Below are 24812 nucleotides of genomic sequence, written 5' to 3' on the forward strand. Positions count from 1 at the left end.
AATTTTGAATAGGGTTAAAGATAAGCAAATTACACCTGAACAGGGTAAACAGTTGCTGCTGGAACTTCAAGCTGACGACAGCAGTCGGAAAGCAGCTGAGCTTCATCTTTATCAGCCTTCTTGGACACAATCTATCCTAACGAATGATCTGGAAGCAGGACATGGATTCGGGAATTTGCTCATTTTTGAGGATAACGACGGCCTGTCTCGGCTTATAGAAGAATATGCCGGACAGAAGTCTCGGCTGCATTGCACCGTAATTCAACCCGGTGAGGCTTACAAAAAATTGGCAGATGACTCCTACCGGATTAGGGTGGATGTTCCCGAGGATTATCAGCAATTACTGGCTGATTTGAAGTTAGCCGAGTGGGAATCTCCACAAATTCTCCATGCCTGGTCCCAAGGTTCTAATTCTGTTCTATCTTCTGAGAGGGTAAGCGAACAGCTTGATAAAGGATTTTATTCGCTTCTTTATCTAACTCAGGCACTGCTTCGTCTAAAGATCACGTCTCCGCTTCCGCTGCTGTATTTGCACACGGCGGAGCCGACACATATTCAGCCGTTGTACGCAGCTGTTGGTGCACTGATTCGTACCGTCAGACTTGAGCAGCCTAATTATCTGTTCAAAAGTGTTCAACTGGAGGCATTACCCGAACCAACGGGTATAGGAAATTTAGACCCGGCCCAGACTGTACAGTTCTTGTGCAGTGAGCTTGCTGAGAAGGGTGCAGCTTCACGCGAAGTGAAATATGCTGGCTATGACCGCTATGTCCGATCGCTTAAGGAAATGCACTCACAGGAGTTTAATCAAGAATTGCCGATCGTGTCTGGCGGTACCTATATAATCACCGGAGGCTGTGGCGGACTGGGTTCTTTTGTTGCCAAGCATTTTGCAGCCCGCTACCAGGCTAACCTGATACTAAACGGCAGATCAGAGGCAGACGAGCGTATAGACACACAACTGGAGGAATTACAGCGGTTAGGATCGTCCACCATTTATGTACAAGCGGATCTAGCTATACAAGCGGACACTCAGCGACTGATCCGTACTGCAAAAGAGAAGTTCGGAGCACTGAACGGCATCATCCATTGTGCAGGCCTATTGCAAGATGCCTTTATTCTCAATAAAAAGCGCGAACAAGCAAAATCGGTGCTTACACCTAAGATAACGGGTACCCTCAACCTGGATGAAGCGGCCAAAGACGAGGAACTGGACATGTTCGTGCTGTTTTCCTCCATCTCCGCGCTGCTGGGAAATATAGGACAAGGTGATTATGCCTATGCCAACGCCTTTATGGACCATTTTGCCGAGATGAGAAATTCTCTGGTTCACCGTCAGGTGAGACACGGAAGAACCCTGGCTATTAACTGGCCTTTGTGGGCAAACGGCGGTATGGAGATCAGCCCGGCACAGGAAAGTTGGATGCAGAATTCACTCGATATTTCCGTCATGGAAACAGACCAGGGAATCAGCGCTTTAGAGACCGCTTTGCGGGCTGGCAAGGGGATTAGTCAAATCCTGGCGATCACGGGAACAGGCAGTACAGCGGCCAAAGGTTTGCTTGAGCTGTATCATAACAAGGAAATCAAGGGAACTCAGACTTCAAAGAAGACAGAGAACACAGAGAACACAGAGAATACAGCAGCTCACCCCGCAAGCCCTAGGCTCAAAAGTTATGCCGAGCAATGGTTAGTTAAACTGCTGGCGAAGGTGACCAAATATCCGCTTAACGGGATCAAGGTCGATCGGGCCTTTGAACATTACGGCGTTGACTCCATGATCGTGATGGCGATGAACCGGGAGCTGGAGGCCGATTTTGGAGAGCTGTCCAAAACGCTGCTGTTCGAATATCAAAATATAGATGAGCTTGCCGGTTATTTTGTCGACAATCATTCGCTAAAGTTAACGCAGCTTGCCGGTCTGGTAGATGACAAACCCATCTCTACCGCAAAAAACGGAGCCGTGCCGACTAACGAGCATCTTATGTCTGCGAAATCCTCAAGATTCGCTGTTTCCGGCTCTGCTTCGGCGGTTCCAGAACCGCCGAGATCCGCACAAGCTGCTATTGCTGCCTCCAAGTCTCAAGAAGAGAAAGCGAAGTTGGAAAGTGGCGATATTGCTGTGATCGGGGTCAGTGGTCGCTATCCGTTAGCCCGTAATATAGCGGAATTCTGGGATAATCTTAAGAACGGCCGGGACTGCATTACGGAGATTCCACAAGAACGCTGGGATGCGCTTGCGGCCTATTCGGAAGATGTCAACGATAAATCGAAGTCCTATTCAAAATGGGGTGGGTTTATTACCGACGCGGATAAATTCGATCCGCTTTTTTTCAGTATTTCACCTAAAGAAGCGACTATTATGGACCCGCAGGAAAGAATTTTCCTGGAGACCGTGTGGCAGACGCTGGAGGATGCGGGATACCCCAAATCCTCACTGAATCATAGCAAAGCTGGCGTTTTCGTCGGGGTCATGTACGGCCAGTATCAATTGTTCGGTGCGAACAGCGACGGAACTTCCTTGGCTCCAACCTCTTCGTATGCGTCCATTGCTAACCGTGTGTCGTATTTTTTCAACTTTCATGGTCCAAGCATCGCATTGGATACGATGTGCTCCTCTTCGCTGACTGCGATCCATTTGGCTTGCGACAGTATCCGCCGGGGAGAGAGTGAGATCGCTATAGCTGGCGGGGTCAACCTGTCCATACATCCGCAAAAATATCTGATGCTCAGCCAGCAAAGATTCCTTTCTACAGACGGCCGCTGCCGGACTTTTGGTGCCGATGGAGACGGATATGTGCCAGGTGAAGGTTCCGGATCCGTTCTGCTGAAGCCGTTACACCAAGCTGTCGCTGATGGGGACCGCATATACGCTGTAATCAAAGGAAGTACGATGAATCATGGGGGGAAAACGAATGGTTATTCCGTCCCGAACCCCAACGCTCAGGCAGATTTGATCTCTGAGGCCTTGAAGCAGACCGGAATCCACCCGAGAACGATTAGTTATATGGAAGCTCACGGCACGGGGACTTCATTAGGCGATCCTATCGAAATTACCGGCCTCTCCAAGGCGTTCGGCAAATGGACCGGAGATACCGCCTTTTGTGCGATTGGTTCCGTTAAGTCGAACATTGGACATGCCGAATCGGCTGCCGGAATTGCAGGCTTAACAAAGCTCTTACTGCAGTTCCAGCACAAGCTGCTGGTGCCTTCCCTGCATTCGGAAACGCCAAATCCCAACATCCGGTTTGATCGTTCGCCCTTTAGCGTCCAGCGGGAACTGGCAGAATGGACAAGACCGGTGGTCTCCATTGACGGAGAGGAACGGGAATATCCGCGCCGCGCCGGAATCAGCGCCTTTGGGGCAGGTGGAGCGAATGTGCATGTACTGCTGGAAGAATACAGCGCAGAAGCCGCAAATGAAGTTTTATCCGAGAAGACTGGTCCACATTTAATTATTCTTTCCGCTCAAAATAAAGAGCGTCTGGGCGAATATGCTGAAGAATTGGCGGATTATTTAAACAAGTCATTAAACGAACCGTTGACCCATCCCATTGAAGGTGCTGTGGTTTCCACCAGGTCCCATAATCAGGAGAAGATCGAGTATGAACTGGCTTCGATCACGTCGGTGGTGCTGGAGATTGCTGCGGATATTCTGCAAATGGACAAAAGTGAGCTGGATGCAGCGGCTAGCCTGCAGGACGGTTGGCTGCAGGGCAGTGAATTAATTCGACTGGCCGAGGAATTGCAAAAGCGCTATTCGTGGCCTTCGGAGATTCATGAGCTGATTAACGCTCCATCCTTGGAGTCGGTGGTGCAAAAAATTGCCGAGCTTTCCGCTTACCCTGAGGAAATGCATCTTACTGCTGCAACTATAGAAGCACCAGACCGGAGCTTCCTGGATACAATAAATTCCGGCAATGCTGCTCCGGCTCTGGCAGATCTGGCCTACACATTGCAGCTGGGCCGGGAGGAAATGGAGGAACGGCTGGGCATGGTCGTATCTTCTCTCGCTGAACTGCAGGACAAGCTGTCCCAGTATGCACAGAGCGGAGCGGATGGCGTATCTCTGTATTATGGAAATACCAGAGCAGAGGAATCCCCGCTGCGGTTGATTATGAACGGCGAAGAAATGAATGCTGTAATTGAACAACTGCTCGCTAAACAGGAACTTCAGCGTCTGGCCCCGCTTTGGGTGAGCGGGATCAAGGTGGATTGGTGCAGACTATATTCTGCTGATACTGCGTTACCAAAGAAGATATCACTGCCCACCTACCCTTTTGCCAAAGAACGTTATTGGGTAAATCAAACTGCGGGAACAGTGTACTCATCAAGGGCATCGAATGATTATAGAGGGGATTTGCATCCTTTACTGGATGTGAATGCCTCAACGTTACAGGTTCAGAGCTTCAGCAAAGTGCTGGAACAGCGGCAATGGCATTGGCGTGACCATTCCGTTGCAGGGAGCACGTTGTGGCCTGGGGCAGCATTCATGGAGATGGCCCGTGCAGCAGGTGATTTATCCAATTCTAATAAGAGAGTCATTGAAATCCGTAATGTGGTCTGGAGACAGCCGCTCTACTTAACGGATATTCCCACTCACCTCACGATAGAGCTGATCCCGCAGGATCAAAGAGTGGAGTATGAAATCCTCACTACAGCGCCTGACGGACAACACTTGGTGTATAACAGCGGGGAACTGGTGTATGCTCAGCCGGATGATCCTGCTGCCGTGCAGGTCATCGAAACAGAAGGAATCAAGCAGAATTGTCCTGTACATTATGACCAGGATCAATGCTATGCCCTCTTTGAGCAGTTCGGTATGAGTTACGGGCCTGCTTTTCAGAGTATACAAGCGCTTTACTGCAGTGGGAATGAAGCTCTGAGCCTCTTGTCTTTGCCGGATGAGCTTGCTGAACGCAGCGGTGACTTCGGGCTTCATCCCGCACTGCTCGACGGAGCCTTTCAGACGGTTGCCGGAATGGCTTGGGCTAATCACCAGGACGGCGGACGGCCTTATTTGCCGTTCAGTGCGGATCGTATCATGCTGCATAGTTATCCTATTAATAAATGTATGGTTTATGTAAAGCGCGAAGAAGACAAAGGGCTGGAGAATTCCGGTTTTCAGACCGTGCATTTGTATATTCTCGATCTGTTGGGTCAGGTATTGGTGGATATTCCGAATTTCACATTAAAACGTTTGGCGGAGACGGAGCATTCCCCGGCAGCTGCTTCTGCTGAAGAAAACAATCAGGAATTATTGTATTGCCGTCCGGTTTGGGAAGAGGACACACAGCTTGCAAGCGCTGCTGCTACAAGCGGGTCCGGTATCATGCTGCTTATAGGTGGAAGTGATCCATTGGTAGAGGAATTGCAGAACTCAGGCCGCTACCGGCATATTGTACGAGTGAGCAGCGGGGACGGCTACCGCCACACGGCCAAGGACAGCTATGTGCTCCAATCGGGAAATGAGCAGGACTATGAGCAGCTTCTCCAGCATTTGAAGCAGAGTCATAAGCTGCCTGATACCATCTTATTTGCCTTTCCCGAAAGCCGCTTCACATGGAATTCGCAAGAGCTTTCGGAACAGCTCAGCCATACCCTGTATGACCTGTTTGCGTTCAGTAAAGCCTTGGTGGCCGACAAGATGAAGCCGGATACAAAGCTTATTTGCTTATTTCATAGTGAACGAAATGAAACGGGGCCACTGCATGCGGCTTTGAACGGTTTTACCAGAACCCTGCAGCTGGAATACCCACAGATGCACTGCAAAGTTATAGAAGTCAAAAAAAGCATCTCAAGCAACTCCTATAATGATGCGGAACTGATCATTCTGGAGAGCCAAGCGTCTCTAAATCAAGACGCTGAGGTCAGGTATGAAGGCAAGCGGAGGTTTGTTAAACGTCTGCGGGAGTTGGAAGCTGCGGGCATTCCGGTCGCTGCTCTGCCACTTGTTGACGGTGGAACCTATATCATTACGGGTGGATTAGGCGGGCTGGGTCTTATCTTTGCCAATTACTTAACTACTAAAGTATCCTGCAATCTTGTGCTTACCGGCCGTTCTGTGTTGAACGAAACGATCAAACAGCGGTTAGCGGAGATCGGTGGACCGGGAGTGCAGCCGTTTTATATTCAGGCTGATGTGACAGACAAAGAGGATGTACGGCGGCTGGTTGCTGAGGTCAAGGAACGTTTTGGGCATATCGACGGCTTGATCCACAGCGCTGGCAATATTCGGGATGCGCTGCTAATAAACAAAAGCCGCCAAAATATGGAGGACGTCATTCAGACGAAAGTGCATGGAACTCTAATTCTGGATGAAGCTCTGCAAAAAGAACCATTGGCTTTCTTTGCGCTTTTCTCTTCCATGGTCGCTTTGCAGGGTAACGTTGGGCAAAGCGACTATGCTTTTGCAAATAGCTTTTTGGAACACTATGCGGATGTAAGAACAAGCTCGGGAAGACCCGGTAAGACGGTGGTGATTCACTGGCCCCAATGGGCCGAAGGAGGGATGAAGCCAGACGAAGTGACGATCAGGCACCTCAAGCAAGCAGGGATTTCTCCACTTGGCACGAAGCAGGGAATCGAAGCCTTTGAGCTTGCTTTGCAATCGACCGGCAGTCTGAATGTAGGAGTATTGTCTGGAAACCGCAGCCAGATTCGAGAATCCTTAGACCGCTTTAACGGTAAGGGCATCTTTGTACAGAAACCATCGAAAGCAACTGTCGCGACTGCCAGCAATACTTCGAACTTGAAGCATAAAGCAGAACAATTGCTTAAGGAAGCCGTTGCGGGTGTCGTGAAACTTCCTGTAGCCAGAGTCGATATCCGGGAAAGCTTCGAAAGATACGGTCTGGATTCCGTGATGAGCATGGATTTGACACGTGAACTGGAGCGGGTGTTTGGCGAGCTTCCCAAGACATTGTTTTTTGAATTCCGTACGATTTCAGATTTGGCTGACCATTTCGTCGAAAAATATGCCGATGCGCTGATAGTCCAGGGTCAGGTAACTGAGATACAGGGAAGCACAAAGCTAACTTCAACAGCACGCGGAACCGAAACGCTGCTTCCAGCAGCGCGATATCTGAAGGATATCCCGGCCTTACAATCTACCAAAGAAATAGCGGTATCTCAGGATATCGCCATTATTGGATTAAGCGGTAAATATCCGATGGCGGACACGTTGGAGCAGTTTTGGGCGAATCTTAAAGACGGTAAGGACTGTATTACTGAAATTCCGGCGGATCGATGGGATTATCGGCAGTATTATGATCCCGATAAGGATCGTAAGGGAAAGTCTTACAGCAAGTGGGGCGGTTTTATCAATGATGTGGACAAGTTTGATCCGCTGTTTTTTCAAATCTCCCCCAGAGATGCCGTATTTATGGACCCGCAGGAGCGGCTGTTTCTGGAAACGGTATGGCGCGTAATCGAAGACTCGGGTTATTCCCGCCAGCAGCTGGATAAGCATACCGTCGGCATGTTCGCGGGAGTGATGTATGGACAATACCAATTGCTGGGTGCAGAGGAATATGCCAAAGGCAATGATGTTGTTGCAGGCTCTTCACATGCGTTTGTAGCTAACCGGGCCTCTTACTTTTTTAATTTCACCGGCCCGAGTATTGCGGTAGATACGATGTGTTCTTCTTCCCTGACGGCCATTCATCTGGCTTGCGACAGCATCCGGCGGGGGGAATGTGAGCTGGCGGTAGCGGGCGGCGTGAACCTGAGCATCCATCCACATAAATATTTGCTGCTGAGCCAGAGCAAGTTCACTTCCAGTGATGGCAAGTGCCGCAGCTTTGGTGAGGGTGGCGACGGATACGTACCCGGTGAAGGGGTAGGAGCTGTATTATTAAAGCCGTTGCAGCAAGCGATTATGGACCGGGATAACATTTACGGCGTAATCAAGGGAACGGCGCTGAATCATGGCGGCAGGACTACCGGCGTAACTGTGCCTAACCCGATCGCGCAGGGAAATGTCATCTCCGATGCCCTGACCCGGGCCCATATTGATCCGTTGACGGTTTCTTACATTGAAGCTCACGGCACAGGTACAGCATTGGGAGATCCGCTGGAAATCAACGGACTGGTGAAAGCCTACGATGGCGACCCCAAAAAATCAACTTGTGCCATTGGGTCAGTCAAATCCAATATTGGTCATTTGGAGTCTGCTGCCGGGATCGCCGCTTTGACCAAAGTACTGCTGCAGCTCAAACACAGACAATTGGTCCCTTCGCTTCATGCCGATATTCCTAACGCTCACATCAAATTCGAGGATACCCGCTTTAAGGTGCAGCGGGAATTGGCGGAATGGGGCGGAGACGATGTAGATGGAATGGCTGCTCCGCGAAGAGCGGGAATCAGCTCGTTTGGCGCAGGTGGCTCCAATGCGCATCTGCTTGTTGAGGAGTTCATCCCTTCCAGCGATTTTGCTGGAGATAATATCCTTTCACCGCAGATAATTGTACTCTCTGCGAAAGATGCAGCCAGACTTCAGCAAAGTGCGCGGCAACTGCGGGATTATCTGGTCCAGCTGCAGGCTGGTCGGCAACCGGGAACATTGATCAGCTTGCAGGATATTGCCTTTACCTTACAGGTAGGGCGCGAAGCGATGGCTGAAAGATTAGCCATGGTGGTTCATTCCGTGGAAGAAACGGTCCAGCGCTTGAATCAGTATGTGGAGGGCTCGGCGAATATCTCGGAATGGGTGACAGGCAGCCTCACTGAAGTTGATTCTCCGTGGAGAATGGGGACGGATGAGGAAGACGGGCTATATATACAAAGTGTAATTAACGCTGGGAACTGGGATAAAGTCAGCCGGTTATGGGTAAACGGAACGGCTATCGAATGGAGCCTTCTTCATGGAAACGCCTCTCCGCGACGGATTTCCTTGCCTGGACATCCGTTTGAAGTCAAGCGCTATTGGATTGAGCAAAGCGGACCTAAAGTTAGTAGCAGCCATGCTTTTTTACATCCGTTAATTGATTCGGTAGAGGCGCATCTGAGTGTGGGGGAAGGTATTGTCTTTCAGAAATCCTTCGATGCGGGGCATCCTCTCTTGAATGATCACCAGGTTCTTGGACAATCAATTCTTGCAGGTGCGTGTTATTTGGCGATGGTGCGCGCATGTGCGGGCATCTTGGCGGAGAATCCTGAGGTGAATCTGAGTTTCTCACGGGTGGTATGGAGAGAGCCGCTGCTTGTATCAGGCCAGTCGCATAAATGCCAGATCACCTTAAAGACACAGGAGAGTGGCGGTTTTCTTTATGAAATCACCAGCTTGCTTGAGGGAAGAACAGTGGTTCATTGTACTGGCAGCTACTCTGTACAAGAGGTGGACAGCAGCGCTGCAGGTGGAAGTAATGGTCAGTCCATTGAACAATGGCTGCCAATCGAAGAGATTAAAGAGCAAAGTGAAGAGCGCATAGCTCAGGACGCATTATACCGGAACTTTTCAGATTCAGGCTTAAATTATGGCCCCCGTTATCAGACGGTGGAGCACCTATGGTGCAGCACTTCATCAGTACTGGGTCGGATCAGCTTAAACAGCGTGAATGATGAACTGGGTCAGGAGACGCTGCATCCGTCTGTTCTGGATGGCGCTTTGCAGACCATCGCCGGGTTTGCTTTTGCAGGTCCCATTGAACAGCGGACAATAGCGATGCCTTTTTCAATCGAACGGGTGGACATGATATCTCCGGTTGGAAAGAGCGGATACGCTTATGTGCAGAAAGTAGCGGAAGACAAGTATCATATCGCGATCACAGATGATGCAGGCAGGGTATGCATTAAGCTTTATGGTGTTACGGTCAGGGAACCGAAGAATCAAGCGCAGAAAGAGCCAAGCTTTTATTATGTCCCGGGCTGGAAGGAAGCTATTGAAGTGGAAAATTGTCCAACAGTACCGCGCAAGGGAGGGATTCTCATTGTATCGTCACCAGAGGATGTGACAGCGGCACTGGCCTTGAAAGGATATTATTCCGGCCTTATGCAGGAGGGAACTGTACCGCTAGTGGTGCAATTGGACTCAGGACTGGAACGTGCTTCTACTAATGAACATTCGGAACGTCAAGAAGTAAGATCCCTTGATACCAGGGATGCTTCAGAATTGGAGAAGGTACTGCGTACGTTCCGAACCTCTGGTCTGGCCACAGTGTATTTCTTGGCAGGCTTGCATCATCGCTCTGAGAATGCTGAAAGCATCCGGGAAACCGAGATCGCTGAAGAGCTGGGTGTTATCTCCTTATTCAGAATGCTGAAAGCATTGTCGGCACAAGACTATGCGTCAGAACCTATGGAGATTAAAGTGATTACTGCCAATACCTTCAAAGTGGCAGCTAATGACAAAATCAGGCCGCAATATGCTGCTTTGCACGGTTTGATCAAGTCGGCAGGCAAGGAATTCCCGCAGTGGCAGCTCAAATATATTGATCTTGATCTAGCCGAGGCCGGTCATGAGCGTTATATTCCATCGTCAGCTTGGATCTCCAGTGTTGTTTCCGAACCCCAACAGTCAGGTGATGAAGTGGCGGTTCGGCAGGGGCGGCGATATATTCGTACGCTGGTTCCGGCTGCCTTGTCCAAGGATAACCACACGCTATTCAGGGACAACGGTGTCTATCTTATTTTGGGAGGAGCCGGCGGAATTGGACTTGAGCTGAGCCGTTATCTTGCCGGGAAGCTGCAAGCTCGAATTGCTCTTGTGGGTCGGCGGAGGCTTACTAATGAACTGGCGGAACAGCTTCGAGACATCGAAGCTTTGGGCGGCGAGGTGCTTTATATTCAAGCCGATGCGATGAATCTCGAGGATATGCGGCAGGCCGTTCAGCGCACGAAGCAGAGCTTTGGAACGATAAATGGCGTCATTCATTCGGCGATTGTGTTGGAAGACCGGACACTGGTCAACCTGGATGAGCCGACGTTCAGGAGGACGCTCGGACCCAAGGTAAGCGGAAGTGTGATTCTGAATGAGGTCGTCAAAGCTGAACCGTTGGATTTCATGCTCTTTTTCTCTTCGGCCCAATCGTTCATCGGCAGCAGGGGACAGAGCAATTATGCGGCTGCCTGTACGTTTAAAGACGCTTTTGCCCAGCATTTGAATGACGTCAGATCCTATCCGGTCAAGATAATAAATTGGGGGTATTGGGGCAGTGTTGGTGCCGTCTCTGGTGAGGGTTACAGCAAGCGCCTGGAGGCCCAGGGCATATTCTCCATACAACCGGCAGAAGGAATGGCGGCGATTGAACAGATTCTGACCTCTCCGTTTAGTCAAGTGACTTATGTAAAAGCAGATGCAAATGCGGTGCGGCAAATGGGTGCTGTAATGGAACAGCAATATAAGGTGCTCCCGCAGCAGTTTGCTTCCGTGCTAACGCAGGGGGAAGATTTGCTGCCCGCTGTTCAGCCTGATCAACTGCTGTTAAACCGCCAGCGAGAGGCTTTGAGCGAGCTTGAAGCATTGGCTATAGATCTGCTTGTACGTTCACTTCGGCTGCTGGGTTGGGTCGCCGTAAGAGGACAACAGTTCGAGCAACATGAATTAAGAACCCGGCTCGGCATAGATTCCCGTTATTTCCGTCTCTTTGACAGCATCATCGCCATGCTCAGCGAGCGGGGGCTGCTGGAACAAGCGGGGACGTCGCTAATCTGGCGGGGGAGTACTTATGCGCAAACGGAGGATTCTTCGCTGGACGAACAGAAATTAGCCTCCAGACGGGACCAGCTGCTGGACGGCTATCCTGAGTTCGGTGCTTTTACACGATTGCTGTGGGCGTGCCTTCAAAGCTATCCGGGCATTCTGAGCGGGCGCGTTAATCCTGTAGAGATTATGTTCCCCAAGGGGTCCAAATCGCTGGTGGAAGATATTTATAAAGGTCATTATGCCGCAGATTATTATAACCGCTTGGTTGCGGACACAGTAGAGCGGTTTGTGCAGCTGCGCAGCAAAGAGCATACTGGCAGACCTATCCGTATTATGGAGGTCGGTGCAGGTACAGGGGGAACTAGCCGCTGGGTATTTGAGGCTCTAAAATCATGTCAGGCCCAGGTTCAATATGTATATACGGATATTTCACCGGGCTTTCTTGCACATGGAAGACGGGAATATGCGGATCTGTACCCATTCATCGAATTCACTCTATTTAATGCGGAGAATGATCCACAGCCGCAGGGTTTCGAGCCAGGAAGTATAGATCTTGTTGTGGCTACGAATGTACTTCATGCCACCAAGCATGTCGGGAACACGCTCCAGCAGTTAAAAAATCTGCTTAAACGGAACGGGCTAATTGTCATCAACGAACTGACTGCAAATCAAATCTTCTCCACTCTTACCTTCGGTTTAACCGATGGATGGTGGCTGTTTAACGATGCCGGGCACAGGCTGCCTGGGTCCCCTTTGCTGAGCGTTTCCTCATGGAGCAAACTCTTAGCCGAGCACGGGTATACAAGCGTAAATGTGCACGGATTCACCGATACCCAGCCGGAACGGCTGGAGCAAGCTGTTATCATAGCTGAAAGCGACGGTGTTATGCAGTTAAGCGCGGAGATTAAGCGTGTGACACCTTTGGCTCCTCTATCAAAGGCGGAGGGAAAGGAAGCGTCGGGCAATATCCTTAAGGATCGCAATGATCGCAATGATCGCGATGTCCGCGAGGAAGCCCTGTTGTATGTAAAGCGGGTCTTTGCAGAGGTATTGCACATGAACGAGGCGGATTTTGACATTCAGGCTACATTCGAGACCTACGGAGTCGATTCGCTTGTCGTGATGGACATCAACAAACAGTTTGAACAGCAACTGGGAACGCAGTCATCGACCCTTCTTTTCGAGTATAAAACGATTGACGCTTTAGCCGGGTTCTTCAGTACTAAACATGCTCAGTATTTCACGGGTCATCCGCCCCAAGATGCTCGGGAGAAGGCAAAGCAGCCGCTTTTGGAACAAGATCCTGCTCAGCTATTCAGCGATTATCACCACGAAGATGCTGTCAGCGCCGAACCTGTAACTATATCGACTGAAAATGAGTCGAAGAGCTCACCACAGGACATAGCGATCATAGGCTTAAGCGGAAAATACCCTGGAGCGGAGACGCAGGAGCAATTTTGGGAGCTATTGCGGCGGGGAGACAGCGCGATTCGGGAAATTCCCCATGAGCGTTGGGACTCTTCCTTGCAATTTAGCCCGGACCGCCATGAAGCAGGCAAAAGCTACAGCAAATGGGGCGGATTTATTGAGGGTGTAGATACCTTCGATCCGTTTCTTTTCAACGTCACACCAGCGGAGGCGGAAACGATGGACCCGCAGGAAAGACATTTCCTGCAAACCGTCTGGTCGCTCTTTGAGGATGCCGGATATACAAGCACAAGAAGGGCAAAGGATGAACATCGGGTCGGTGTCTTTGCCGGGGCGATGAATTCGCATTATGAGTGGCTTGGCGGGGCGGCTACAGCAAGCGGCAGCAAGACCTTTGCCCGCTCCTCCTACTGGTCCATAGCCAACCGGATCTCATACTTTTTCAACCTTTCGGGGCCCAGTATGGCTATTGACACCGCCTGTTCTTCATCCCTGACAGCCATTCATTTGGCCTGCGAGAGCATCCGTCGGGGAGAATGCCACACGGCAGTTGCGGGAGGCGTTAACCTAATCCTGCATCCGATGCATTATGAGCGGTATTCCATGATGAATATGATCTCGGGGAACGACGAATGCCGAAGCTTCGGCGAAGGCGCGGATGGCTTTGTGGATGGAGAAGGGGTGGGAGCGGTACTGCTGAAGCCTCTGGAGGAAGCCATCGGCGATGGAGACTATATCTATGGAATCATCAAAGGGTCGACAATCAATGCCGGAGGCAAAACAGGCGGTTATTTAGTGCCTAACCCATCTGCCCAAGCGGGTGTTATCCGTGAAACGCTGCTGAAGACGGGGATAGAACCGCAGTCTATCAGCTATATCGAGGCGCATGGAACGGGGACTGCCCTAGGAGACCCAATCGAAATTGCGGCCTTGAGCGAAGTGTTTGGAAAAGCCGACGGGATGGTGAAACATTGCGCGATTGGCTCCGTGAAGTCAAATATCGGGCATCTGGAATCTGCATCAGGGATGGCCGGATTAACCAAGGTATTGCTGCAAATGAAATACAGATTGCTTGTGCCTTCCCTTCATTCCGGGCAGATGAATCCCCGGATTAACCTGGAGGGAACGCCCTTCACGGTGCAGCAGAAGCTGGAGGAATGGACAACCCCGCAGCAGGAGCAGGACGGAAGGATCACAGCATTTCCACGAAGAGCCGGACTCAGCTCCTTTGGCGCGGGCGGGGCTAACGCCCATTTAATCATTGAAGAATATGATAATCGCGTTAGTCGGAAACAGGCTGCAGTTGAAGAATCTGGAGTGCCGCATGCGATCATCCTATCTGCAAAAAATGAAGAGGGATTAAAGCGGTATGCCAGCAGTCTTGCGGATTATCTGCGGCAAGCTTTACAAGCAGAGCTGATTACTGACAGTAATCAAGCCGGAGTATTGGCCGACCGGAGAGACATTCTAACGCTGCAGAATATTGCCTATACATTACAGCTAGGCAGAGAGGCAATGGAGGAGCGTCTAGCTTTTGTCGTGTCCGATAGGGAGCAGTTGCTCCAATATCTACAGCATTACATCGAAGAATCCAATCCGCCTGCCGGAATGTATTCCTCGAATATCCGCAAGGCCAAACCGGTTACCAGCAGACCGACCGGAGATCTGCATGTATCTCAGTGCATCCGGGAGCGAAGACTTGATGAACTTGTTCAGTTATGGACGGAAGGTGCAGCCGTACCTTGGGAAGAACTGTATGCTGCGTTGGTGGGGGCGAATCAACCCATCTTCATCACTCTTTCGCCATATCCTTTTGCCAAGGAACGTTATTGGATACCTGATTTTGATGTCAATTCCATCTATCAAGATAACAACAAGCAGACCCGACAGACTGTGCTGGGCGAAGAAGATTTGCTTAAGCTGTTTACTGAGGTTAGCCAAGGAACACTTGACCTAGTTCAGGCTGAACAACGGATAGGAGGCGCGGCTCGTGGATAAACCGGATATTCAGCACATTCTGCAAATGATCCAGAATAAAGAAATATCTCCCGAAGAAGGCGTTAAACGTTTCAACAACCTGCCTCTTATGGATTCACTCGCCGAACAAACCATTGGCGTGAGCCGGACGGATGTGGACAGCAGTCTGCTGACAACGCATATTGAGAAGCTGTTGAAGGAGCTTTTCGGGCAACTGATCAAGCTCCCGGTATCGAGACTTGATCTCGACACGAGTTTTCAGGACTATGGTGTCGATTCGGTGATGGTGAAGCGGTTTAACGATTTGCTGGAGCAGCAGGTTGGACCGGTCTCCACAACAATGTTGTTCGAATACCGGACGCTACGGGAATTAGCGGCTTCTTTGGCCGTGACTCACAGGGGTCCACTGGCAGAGCTGTTCAGCCTTCGTGCGAATCATGAGGCAACGGAGCAAAACGCTAAACAAGCCAATCAGGCGATTAATCATACCGCAACCTTGGCAGTACCGGAAGAAACGGGCTCTATAACCGGGAATGTGGCCATTATTGGAGTTAGCGGACGATATCCGCAAGCAGCAGACCTCTCCGCCTTTTGGGATAATCTCAAGGAGGGTAGAGACTGCATCGGCGAGATCCCGGCTGAACGCTGGGATTATCATTCCTATTATGACCCAGACCCAGAGGCTGCGCTTAAGGGGAAAATGTATTGCAAGTGGGGAGGATTTGTAGAAGACGCCGACCGTTTTGACTCGTTGTTCTTCAACATTTCACCCAAGGAAGCAAGCATTATGGACCCGCAGGAGCGCCTGTTCCTGGAGACGGTGTGGAGCACGCTGGAAGATGCGGGTTATACCCGGGAAGAAATCGCTGCGCGCATTCTGGAGCGGCAGCTCCCGGGTGTAGGCGTATTCGCTGGTGTCACTACGAATTCGTATCAATTATGGGGACCGGAACAACTGCAGCAGGGAGCAGCTTCCTTATCTACCTCGTTCCCTTGGTCTATAGCCAACCGGATCTCTTATTATTTTGATTTCACGGGGCCTAGTATTCCTGTGGATACCGCCTGTTCCTCCTCTTTGACGGCCATTCACATGGCTTGCGAGAGTCTGGCTAAAGGTGAATGCAGTATGGCGATTGCCGGTGGGGTAAACCTGTATCTCCACCCGCTGAAATATATAGTACCCAGCCAAAAAGGGATGCTGTCTGCCAGCGGGAAATGCAGTAGCTTCGGGGTTGACGCAGATGGGTACGTGCCGGGAGAGGGCGTAGGCGCGGTGCTGCTTAAGCCTTTGGAGCAGGCCGAACGGGATGGCGATTATATTTATGGCGTCATCAAGGGAACCGCAATCAATCATGGGGGAGCGAGCAACGGATATACTGTACCCAGTCTCAGTGCACAGGTGGAGCTAATTCGGGACACGCTGCGGAAGGCTGACATCGATCCACGGACGATTAGTTATATTGAAGCACACGGAACCGGCACCACTCTGGGGGACCCGATTGAAGTTAATGCCCTTACCAAAGCATATGGTGAATACACACAGGATCGTCAATACTGCTCCATCGGTTCGGCCAAGTCGAATATTGGTCATCTGGAGGCAGCGGCGGGAATTGCGGGTTTGACCAAGGTTTTGCTGCAAATGAAGCATGGGCAGTTGGTGCCGTCTCTGCACGCAGAAGTTACGAATCCGAATATCCGGTTTGAGGAGTCTCCCTTTTATGTACAGCAGGAATTGGCGGATTGGCAGCCGCTGCTGGATGTGCAAGGGAAGATGTCCCGTATCCCACGCCGTGCAGGAGTCAGCTCCTTCGGTGCAGGAGGTTCCAATGCCCACATCATAGTCGAAGAATACAACGCTATGAGACTGCCGGTGAACACGGGAAGTGCTGAAACGCATATGCATATCGTGCCATTGTCGGCCAAAAATGAGAAACAGCTGCTGGACTACGCGCAAAGGCTGTTTCAATTTTTGGAACGGAAGAAAGCAGCAGAGGTTCATGTGACTGAACTCGAAGCCGTATTCATGGAGAGATTGTCTTATACGTTGCAAACATGCCGCGAACCGATGGAATTCAGAGTTGCTCTGTTAGCGGGTAACCTGAGGGAGCTAAGCGACAAGCTGCAGTCTTATATCAATGGAGACATCTATGAAGAGGGCATCCTGCAGGGCAATGTCCGCCATTCAGCTTTAAGCAAGCTGCCGCAAGACGAGGAGATGAACGGGCTGGTTCGCAATTGGGCAAACAAAGGCAAGCTGATCCCAATCGCTGATTTTTGGGTGAATGGCGGAACTGTGGATTGGCGCGGATTAAGCGGTAAAAGAGTGCAGAAGCTCCCGCTTCCTGCCTATCCTTTTGCCGGTGAGCGCTACTGGCTGCCTCAGCCAAGCAGCAGCCCGGTGCGGTCGCTGGGAACACAGAGATTGCATCCACTCGTCCATAACAATGCTTCGACGCTGCTGGAACATAAATACACCACCATCCTTGAGAACAAGCAGCCAATTGTCTTCGGCCATGGGCTTATTGCGGGTTTTGCTTTTGTAGAAGCCGGGCTTGCCGCAGGTGAGCTGGCAGCAGAGCAGCATATCCAGAGCATACGGAATATTCAGTGGTCTGAACGTGCAGCCCATAACGGGGATGTCGAGGAGCTGTTGATCCGGATTTATCCTGCCGGAGAAGAGCTGCAATTTGAGGTAGCCACGAAGGATAACCAGGCCGAGGAAGCTGTACTTTCCCAAGGAGTACTGCTGTTGAATTCGTCCTCCTCAGGATCTTTTGGCAGCCAAGCTGCCCTGGATCTGCAGAGAATTAAGCAGCGCTGCGGGAAGTCCTGGAAAGGCGCACACTGCTATGATCGGTTCCAGACAGCCGGTATGGAGTACGAAGCTTCATTCCGTTCCATTCAAGAAATGGTTATAGGGGAGAATGAAGCGCTGGCACAGCTCAGCTTGCCAGCCGATCAGTTGGGTTTCACCCTTCAGCCAGAGCTGATGGACGGCATTCTGCAAAGTATTGCAGTATTGCTTAGTGCCGGTGATGAGAACCAGCTCTTTGTATATAGTCCGCAGCATCTGGGCCATTTGGAGCTTATTGGGGTCTTGAAGGATTCATGTATGGTCTATGTTGCGAAGTCTTATGAAGATAGAACCGCTACCCGCCAAAGTGATTTAATCTTCGATATTCAGCTAACGAATCTGGATGGGGAAGTACTGCTTCATTTGGAGCAGCTGCAGGTGAAACGATTGGAAAACAGCCAAATTTCCAGTCTGTCGAGCAGCGTAAATGTCCGCAGGGAGAGTGCAGCACCTGACGATGCCGCACTCTCTTCTCTCCTTTGCTGTACCGAAGCATGGGTGGAGCGGAAACTGGATAGAGCTGTACGGTCATCCGGCGTGACAGGTCATGTTCTGCTCTTTGATGTGGGTACCGAGGGTTTCGAGTATCTGCAGAGCCGCCTGCTCAGCGAGCGCCAGACTGGCCGGCAGCTCAGTCTGGTTATTCCCGGTACAGCCTATCGTGAACTGGGGAATGGCATCTATCATATTCGTCCGGATCAGACTGCTGATTACGTGGCCTTGTTCCAAGCTTTACGGACACGCGGAGCTTGGCCCGTCACCGTGCTGCATCTCTGGTCATGCAGCGGTATAGAGGATGGGAAGCATGACAGTGGCGAGAGCTTGCAATGGCAGCTGCAAAGAAGCCTTTATTCCCTGTTCTGCATCGGAAGGACTTGGCTGCAAGGGGCAGGAGAATCCTCAACGAAGCTGATTTATATGCATACATCCGGCAGCGAAGGCGCCCAGCCTGCCTATGCAGCAATAAGCGGTATGGTCAAAAGTGTAATGATGGAGAAGCCCGGCTGGTTATGGAAAACGGTTGAGGTTCGTTCCGAGCGTACGGTTGATAACCGATACGCCCAAGAGGGGGAATTATCCACCGCAGGGGTGCGGCTGTTAGATATCGCCTGGCAAGAGGCGGAAGAAAGCTCACCTGCCTCAACCGACATCCGCTATGCCGGGGCGCTCCGCCAGGTTAGAGTCTTCCAAGAAGCTTCTTCGGAGACGGAGAGCGAGAATGCACTCTTGCCATTAAAAGATGGAGGCATTTACCTGATTACGGGCGGACTGGGTGGACTGGGTCGGATTATCGCCTTGTCTCTGACCGGGTTGGTAAAGCAGCCCAAGCTTGCGCTTAGCGGCCGTACCAGCCTGAATGCAGATGGAGAAAAGACCATCCGCGAGTTGGAAGGGCAAGGAGCGGAAGTTTTTTATGTTCAGGGAGATGTATCAGACAGACAGCAGACGCTGAACCTGTTAGCTGCAATCAGAACACGTTGGGGAGAAGTGAATGGTGTAATCCACTGCGCCGGTGTGAACAGGGACTCCCTGCTGCAGCGGAAGACAGATGCCGAGATCGAAACGGTGCTTGCAGCGAAGGTGCATGGCACCCTTCATTTGGATGAGGCGACTGCGGGCATGGGTTTGGAACTCTTCGTATTGTTCTCTTCTATTGCCGGAATTGCCGGCAATAGAGGACAAAGCGATTACGCTTACGGAAACAGCTTTATGGACCATTTCGCCAAGGCGCGCTCATTGCGCAGCGGCGGACGGACCTTGGCGCTAAATTGGCCGCTGTGGGAAGAAGGCGGCATGCAGCTGCAAGCCGCAGAGAAGGCAATGCTAAGAGCCATGTCCGGTTTGGAGCCCCTGCCGACAGTCCACGGCCTTCAGGCCTGGGAGACGGCTTTGCGGCTGGACGGCACGCAGTATGCCATTTTTTATGGAGATCGGGAGCGTATCGTCAAACTGCTGGAAAGTACACATGAAAGTACAAAGATGCTCAGCCATAAGCCAGTCATTGCTGCACCGGCAGAGGTCGACTCAGGACGCTTAAGAGAAAGCACCGAAGAGCTGCTGAGAACAATCTTCGGTGAAGTCATCGGCATGCCGGCAGCCAGAATCGACATAGATACCCATTTCCAGGATTACGGCGTCGATTCGGTAATGGTCAAGCAGTTCAACGCGTTGCTGGAACGGAAAGTCGGTCCGGTCTCCAAGACGCTGTTATTCGAATACCGGACGATAAGAGAATTGGCCCGATATATAATGGCTAATCACAGTAGCATAGTGGCAGAAACAAAGCCAGCTCTATTCAATAGCATTAGCAATAAGAGCGCGGGCTGGGAGAAGCTTAGTCCTTTAAGAGAGCAGCAGGCTAAACAGCCTGACCGAATCCGCGAGTCGATCCGGTCGTTCCAGACCTCCCGCAAGGAGAGCCCGCACCGGTCGGGCGATGTTGCCATAATCGGCATCAGTGGAAGATATCCGCAGGCAGCGGAGCTGTCCACTTTTTGGGACAATCTGAAAGCCGGTAAGAACAGTATCAGCGAGATTCCCGGTGATCGCTGGGATTACCATTCCTACTTTGATGCCAATACGGATGAGCTGCCAGAAGGGAAAATGTATTGCAAATGGGGCGGCTTCGTTGAAGGCGTCGAACGGTTTGATCCGTTATTCTTCAATATTTCCCCGAGAGAAGCCGAGAATATGGACCCGCAGGAGCGCATATTCATTGAGACGGTTTGGAGCACTTTGGAAGACGCAGGTTATACAAGAGGCGGGATCTCCCAAAGGATTCGCGAGGAACATTTGCCGGGGGTGGGCGTATTTGCCGGGATTACTACGAACTCCTACCAGTTGCTCGGTCCGCAGGAGTGGAGTAAAGGCAACATGATTACCCCAAGCTCTTTTCCGTGGTCTATTGCCAACCGGATCTCTTACTTATTTGATTTCAATGGTCCAAGCATTCCTGTGGATACGGCCTGCTCTTCTTCGCTTACGGCCATTCATTTGGCTTGCGAGAGCCTGTCAAAGGGAGAATGCAGTATGGCGGTTGCCGGTGGCGTCAATCTCTATCTGCATCCGATGAAATATGTAATGGCTTCCCAGCTCCGAATGCTATCTGCCAAGGGCCGGTGCAGCAGCTTCGGGGCTGAAGCAGATGGTTATGTGCCTGGAGAAGGCGCGGGCGCTGTACTGCTGAAGCCTTTGGAGCAGGCTGAACGGGATGGAGATCATATTTATGGTGTCATCAAAAGCACTTCAGTCAACCACGGCGGGGCTACCAACGGTTACACCGTCCCTAGCCTGAACGCGCAGGCTGATCTGGTAAAGGATGCCGTTCGCAAAGCTGGAATTGATCCGCGGACGATCAGCTACATTGAAGCCCACGGGACGGGAACCGTACTGGGTGATCCGATAGAAATCAACGGTCTGACCAAGGCATTCAGGGAATTCACCACAGATTCGCAGTATTGCGCGATTGGCTCTGCCAAGTCGAATATCGGACATCTGGAAGCCGCAGCCGGGATAGCAGGACTGACCAAGGTACTGCTGCAAATGAAACACAAGCAGCTTGTACCCACTCTGCATGCCGATGTGACCAATCCCAATATCAGCTTTGAAGAGACACCGTTCTACGTACAACAGGAGCTTGTGGATTGGCTGCCAGTGCTGAATCAGAACGGAGCTGCACACCCTATTCCGCGCCGGGCGGGCATCAGTTCCTTCGGCGCAGGTGGGTCGAATGCGCATATCATCGTAGAAGAATACAACAATGATAGACAGGTTGACGAAATCTCAGCCGGGGAAGATGCGCCGCTCTATATCGTACCGTTATCGGCCAGAAATATTGAAGAGCTGCAGGTGTATGCCCATAAACTGGCCGCCTTTGTGGATCAGAATCCGTACAGTACTGCTGCCGCAAGCGTTGAAGAGCATGTTACTGTCCGTAATGCAGAAATCGGTGATGAAGCAGCGGTCATAGCTGCTCTTTCCGAAATTACGAGAGAAGTATTCGGAATAGAGCATCAAGATATGCAAAGAGATGAACCTGTAGCCGATTACAGCAGCGATCCTCTAGTTCTGTCCGAATGGCTGAGCCGGATCAACCGTACCTACCGAAGAGAGCTGGATCACACGGTTTTGGATCAATATCCTTCTCTTCAGTCGTTGGGAGAATACCTGTATACAACAGATAAAGCAGCAATAGAGATTAAACACAGCTTGCAGGAAATTAAGCCAAGCGGAGAAAAAACTGCGAATCGTGCCGCTGTACTTGAAGATCTGGCGTACACCCTGCAGACAGGAAGGGAGGCTATGGCGTACAGAGTAGCCTTGGTTGTGCGGAATCTGGAAGAGCTGTCTGCTGGTCTGCATGCCTATATTCATGATATACCTTCCGTAAATGTACATTACAGTGAGTCATTACCGGCAGGAAGCGCAGCAGAAACCTTACTTAAAGGCAGCATCGGCGATATCGTCACCGCTGAATTAATCAAAGGCAAAAAGTTCGCTGATATCGCCCAGCTATGGGTAGCCAACGTAAACCTGGATTGGAACAAGCTATATAACAACAGACATCCGCACAAGATACCGCTGCCATCTTATCCCTTCTCCGGCAGCCGTTATTGGGTGGAACTCACCGACGAAGCTGTGATTAGTAGAAGCGCAGCCGAACAGAAGAATAACGAGCTTGTTAGAATGGGGGGTGACGGTAAATCTTTTGCCGACAGCAATCATAATTCATCACTGTCAGAGGGGCTGCTGTACTTTCCGGGCTGGTCCAAAGCCCCTTTAAAGGATGAACCAAGAAGCGCAGCTGCAGCAGTGCCGCAGCATATCGTTATTGTCTCGGCACGACAAGGAGAGCTGATTAGCACTGCATTAGCAGAAGTTCATAGTCGTGATAACGTTGTATCGCTTATTATGGGGGATTCAACGTTTCCGCGATCCGCACCTGACCGTACCGGACTTGTGTGGGACATTGATCTTACAGATTCAAGTGCCTTTGAACGCTGCATCGGCACTTTACAGAAGATTGATCGTCTTTATTTTATTAATATCAATGCAGCGGCTGAACCTGATGAGGCCCAGGAAGCGCTGAGAATTAGCCAAGAGGAAGGGGTATTGGCTTTATTCCGGCTGTTCAAGGCGCTTGATAAATTCGGCTTTGCCGAAGAGGAAATGACGCTGAAGGTCATCACCAACAATGTGTGCAGTGTTCATCCGTCAGACTCGGTTATTTCTTACGGTGGAAGCATTCATGGCTTCATCTATTCCATGACCAAGGAATTCATGAATCTCAGCATCAGTTGTGTGGATGTTGATATCGCTGAGCTGGATGCCCTTCGTTATTCTGGTGAGAACCAACTCATGGATGACATCTTGAACGAACCGCCTCATCCGATCGGCAAAGTGACAGCTTTGCGCCAGAAACAGCGGTTTATACCCACGATGTACCCGCTCTCACTGCCGGAAATTACTAAGACACCTTTCAGAACCAAGGGTGTCTATTTTATTTTGGGAGGTGCAGGCGGCATCGGGATGGAGCTTGCCAAATTTCTGGCGAAGAAGGTGAGTGCCCGGGTGGTCCTTGTTGGCCGACGCGAGCCTGGCCCCGATCATCTGCAGAAGATCAAGGAGATTGAAGCTTATGGCGGCGAAGCCCTGTACTTAAGTGCCGATGCAACGAGTCTTGTCAGCATGCGGGCCGCAGTAGCAGAGGCGAAGTCGCGATTTGGCGACATTCACGGGGTTGTACATTCAGCAATTGTATTACAGGACAAAACATTGCCGGGCATGGATGAGGAGTCCTTCAGAAGAGCGCTTGCTCCGAAGGTGCAGGGCAGCGCGGTGCTCGCCCAAGCCTTCGAAGATGAACCGCTGGATTTCATGCTATTCTTCTCATCTGCCCAGTCTTTTACGGGCAATCCGGGCCAAAGCAATTATGCGGCCGGTTGCACCTTCAAGGATGCCTATGCCCAATATCTTAGAAATAAGTTGCCTTATCCGGTCATTACCTACAATTGGGGATATTGGGGGACCGTCGGCGTTGCCGCCTTCGACAATTACCAGGAACGATTCGCCTCGCAAGGCGTCGGTTCGATCGAACCGGAGGAAGGCATGTTTGTGGTGGAGCAGGCGCTGGCCTGCCGTGTCGGTCAGGTTGTACCGCTGAAGGCGGATGAGCAGGTGCTGGAAGCCTTCGGGTTTGAGCTTCAGTACCGGATTGAGCTGTGCGCAGAGGAGGCACCGTCCATGCTGGAACGCTGGAGATTGGAGGCTGCGACTCCTTTTATTAGCTGGTATGTACAGGAACGCTTGAATACCAAGCCGCACCTGCTTGTGGGTAAAAGCGATGGAATGAACTTTACTGCCCGGACTCAGACCGAAAAGGAAAGCCGTCCAGTTCTGCTAAACCAGTCTCAACGGGACAACGCAGAAGGCCGACCGTCCATCAATGAATTGGCAACCGACTATATCAAGACTGTATTTGCCCAGGTACTCAAGCTGAATAAGGGGGATATAGACCCCAAGGCCAGCTTTGAACGGTATGGAGTGGATTCAATCATGGTAATGGAGCTGAACAGGCATTTCAAAAAAGATTTCGGCAAGCTCCCGTCAACGCTGCTGTATGAGCATACAACGGTTGAACAGCTTGCCCGTTATTTCGAGCAGGAGCAGGCATCCGGCCTGCTGCAAATTAATGGGGAGCCGGAAGAAAGCCGTCCCAACCCTTCCTGGGCCGAAATTGCCGCTGGCGGCAGCACCGCTCAGGAGGAGTTGCCTGAAGCGGTGCTGCCTGAAGAATACCTGCGTGATGCTTCCGCCGATGCAGGGGAATCCGAAGTAGACAGTCTGGTTGATGAAATGTCCGACGATGAAGTGGATGCCCTGTTGGAACAGTTATTGAAACGTTGAGCT

2 protein-coding genes are annotated in these 24812 nt (G+C 51.1%); both read left to right on the forward strand.

What is annotated here, in order from left to right; genetic code table 11:
* Positions 1–4 precede the first annotated feature (4 nt).
* Positions 5–15070 carry an SDR family NAD(P)-dependent oxidoreductase gene (locus GJB61_RS02485; protein WP_195724204.1) on the forward strand — a complete coding sequence of 5022 codons (15066 nt, stop codon included), beginning with the start codon at positions 5–7 and terminating at the stop codon, positions 15068–15070.
* Positions 15063–24809, forward strand: a complete 9747-nt coding sequence (locus GJB61_RS02490) for an SDR family NAD(P)-dependent oxidoreductase (protein ID WP_154116771.1) — start codon at positions 15063–15065, stop codon at positions 24807–24809. Before GJB61_RS02485 ends, GJB61_RS02490 begins: the two co-directional genes overlap by 8 nt.
* The last annotated feature ends 3 nt before the right edge of the window (positions 24810–24812 follow it).

Origin of the sequence: Paenibacillus monticola (genome assembly GCF_009664975.1) — a bacterium.
Classification (GTDB): domain Bacteria; phylum Bacillota; class Bacilli; order Paenibacillales; family Paenibacillaceae; genus Paenibacillus_AQ; species Paenibacillus_AQ monticola.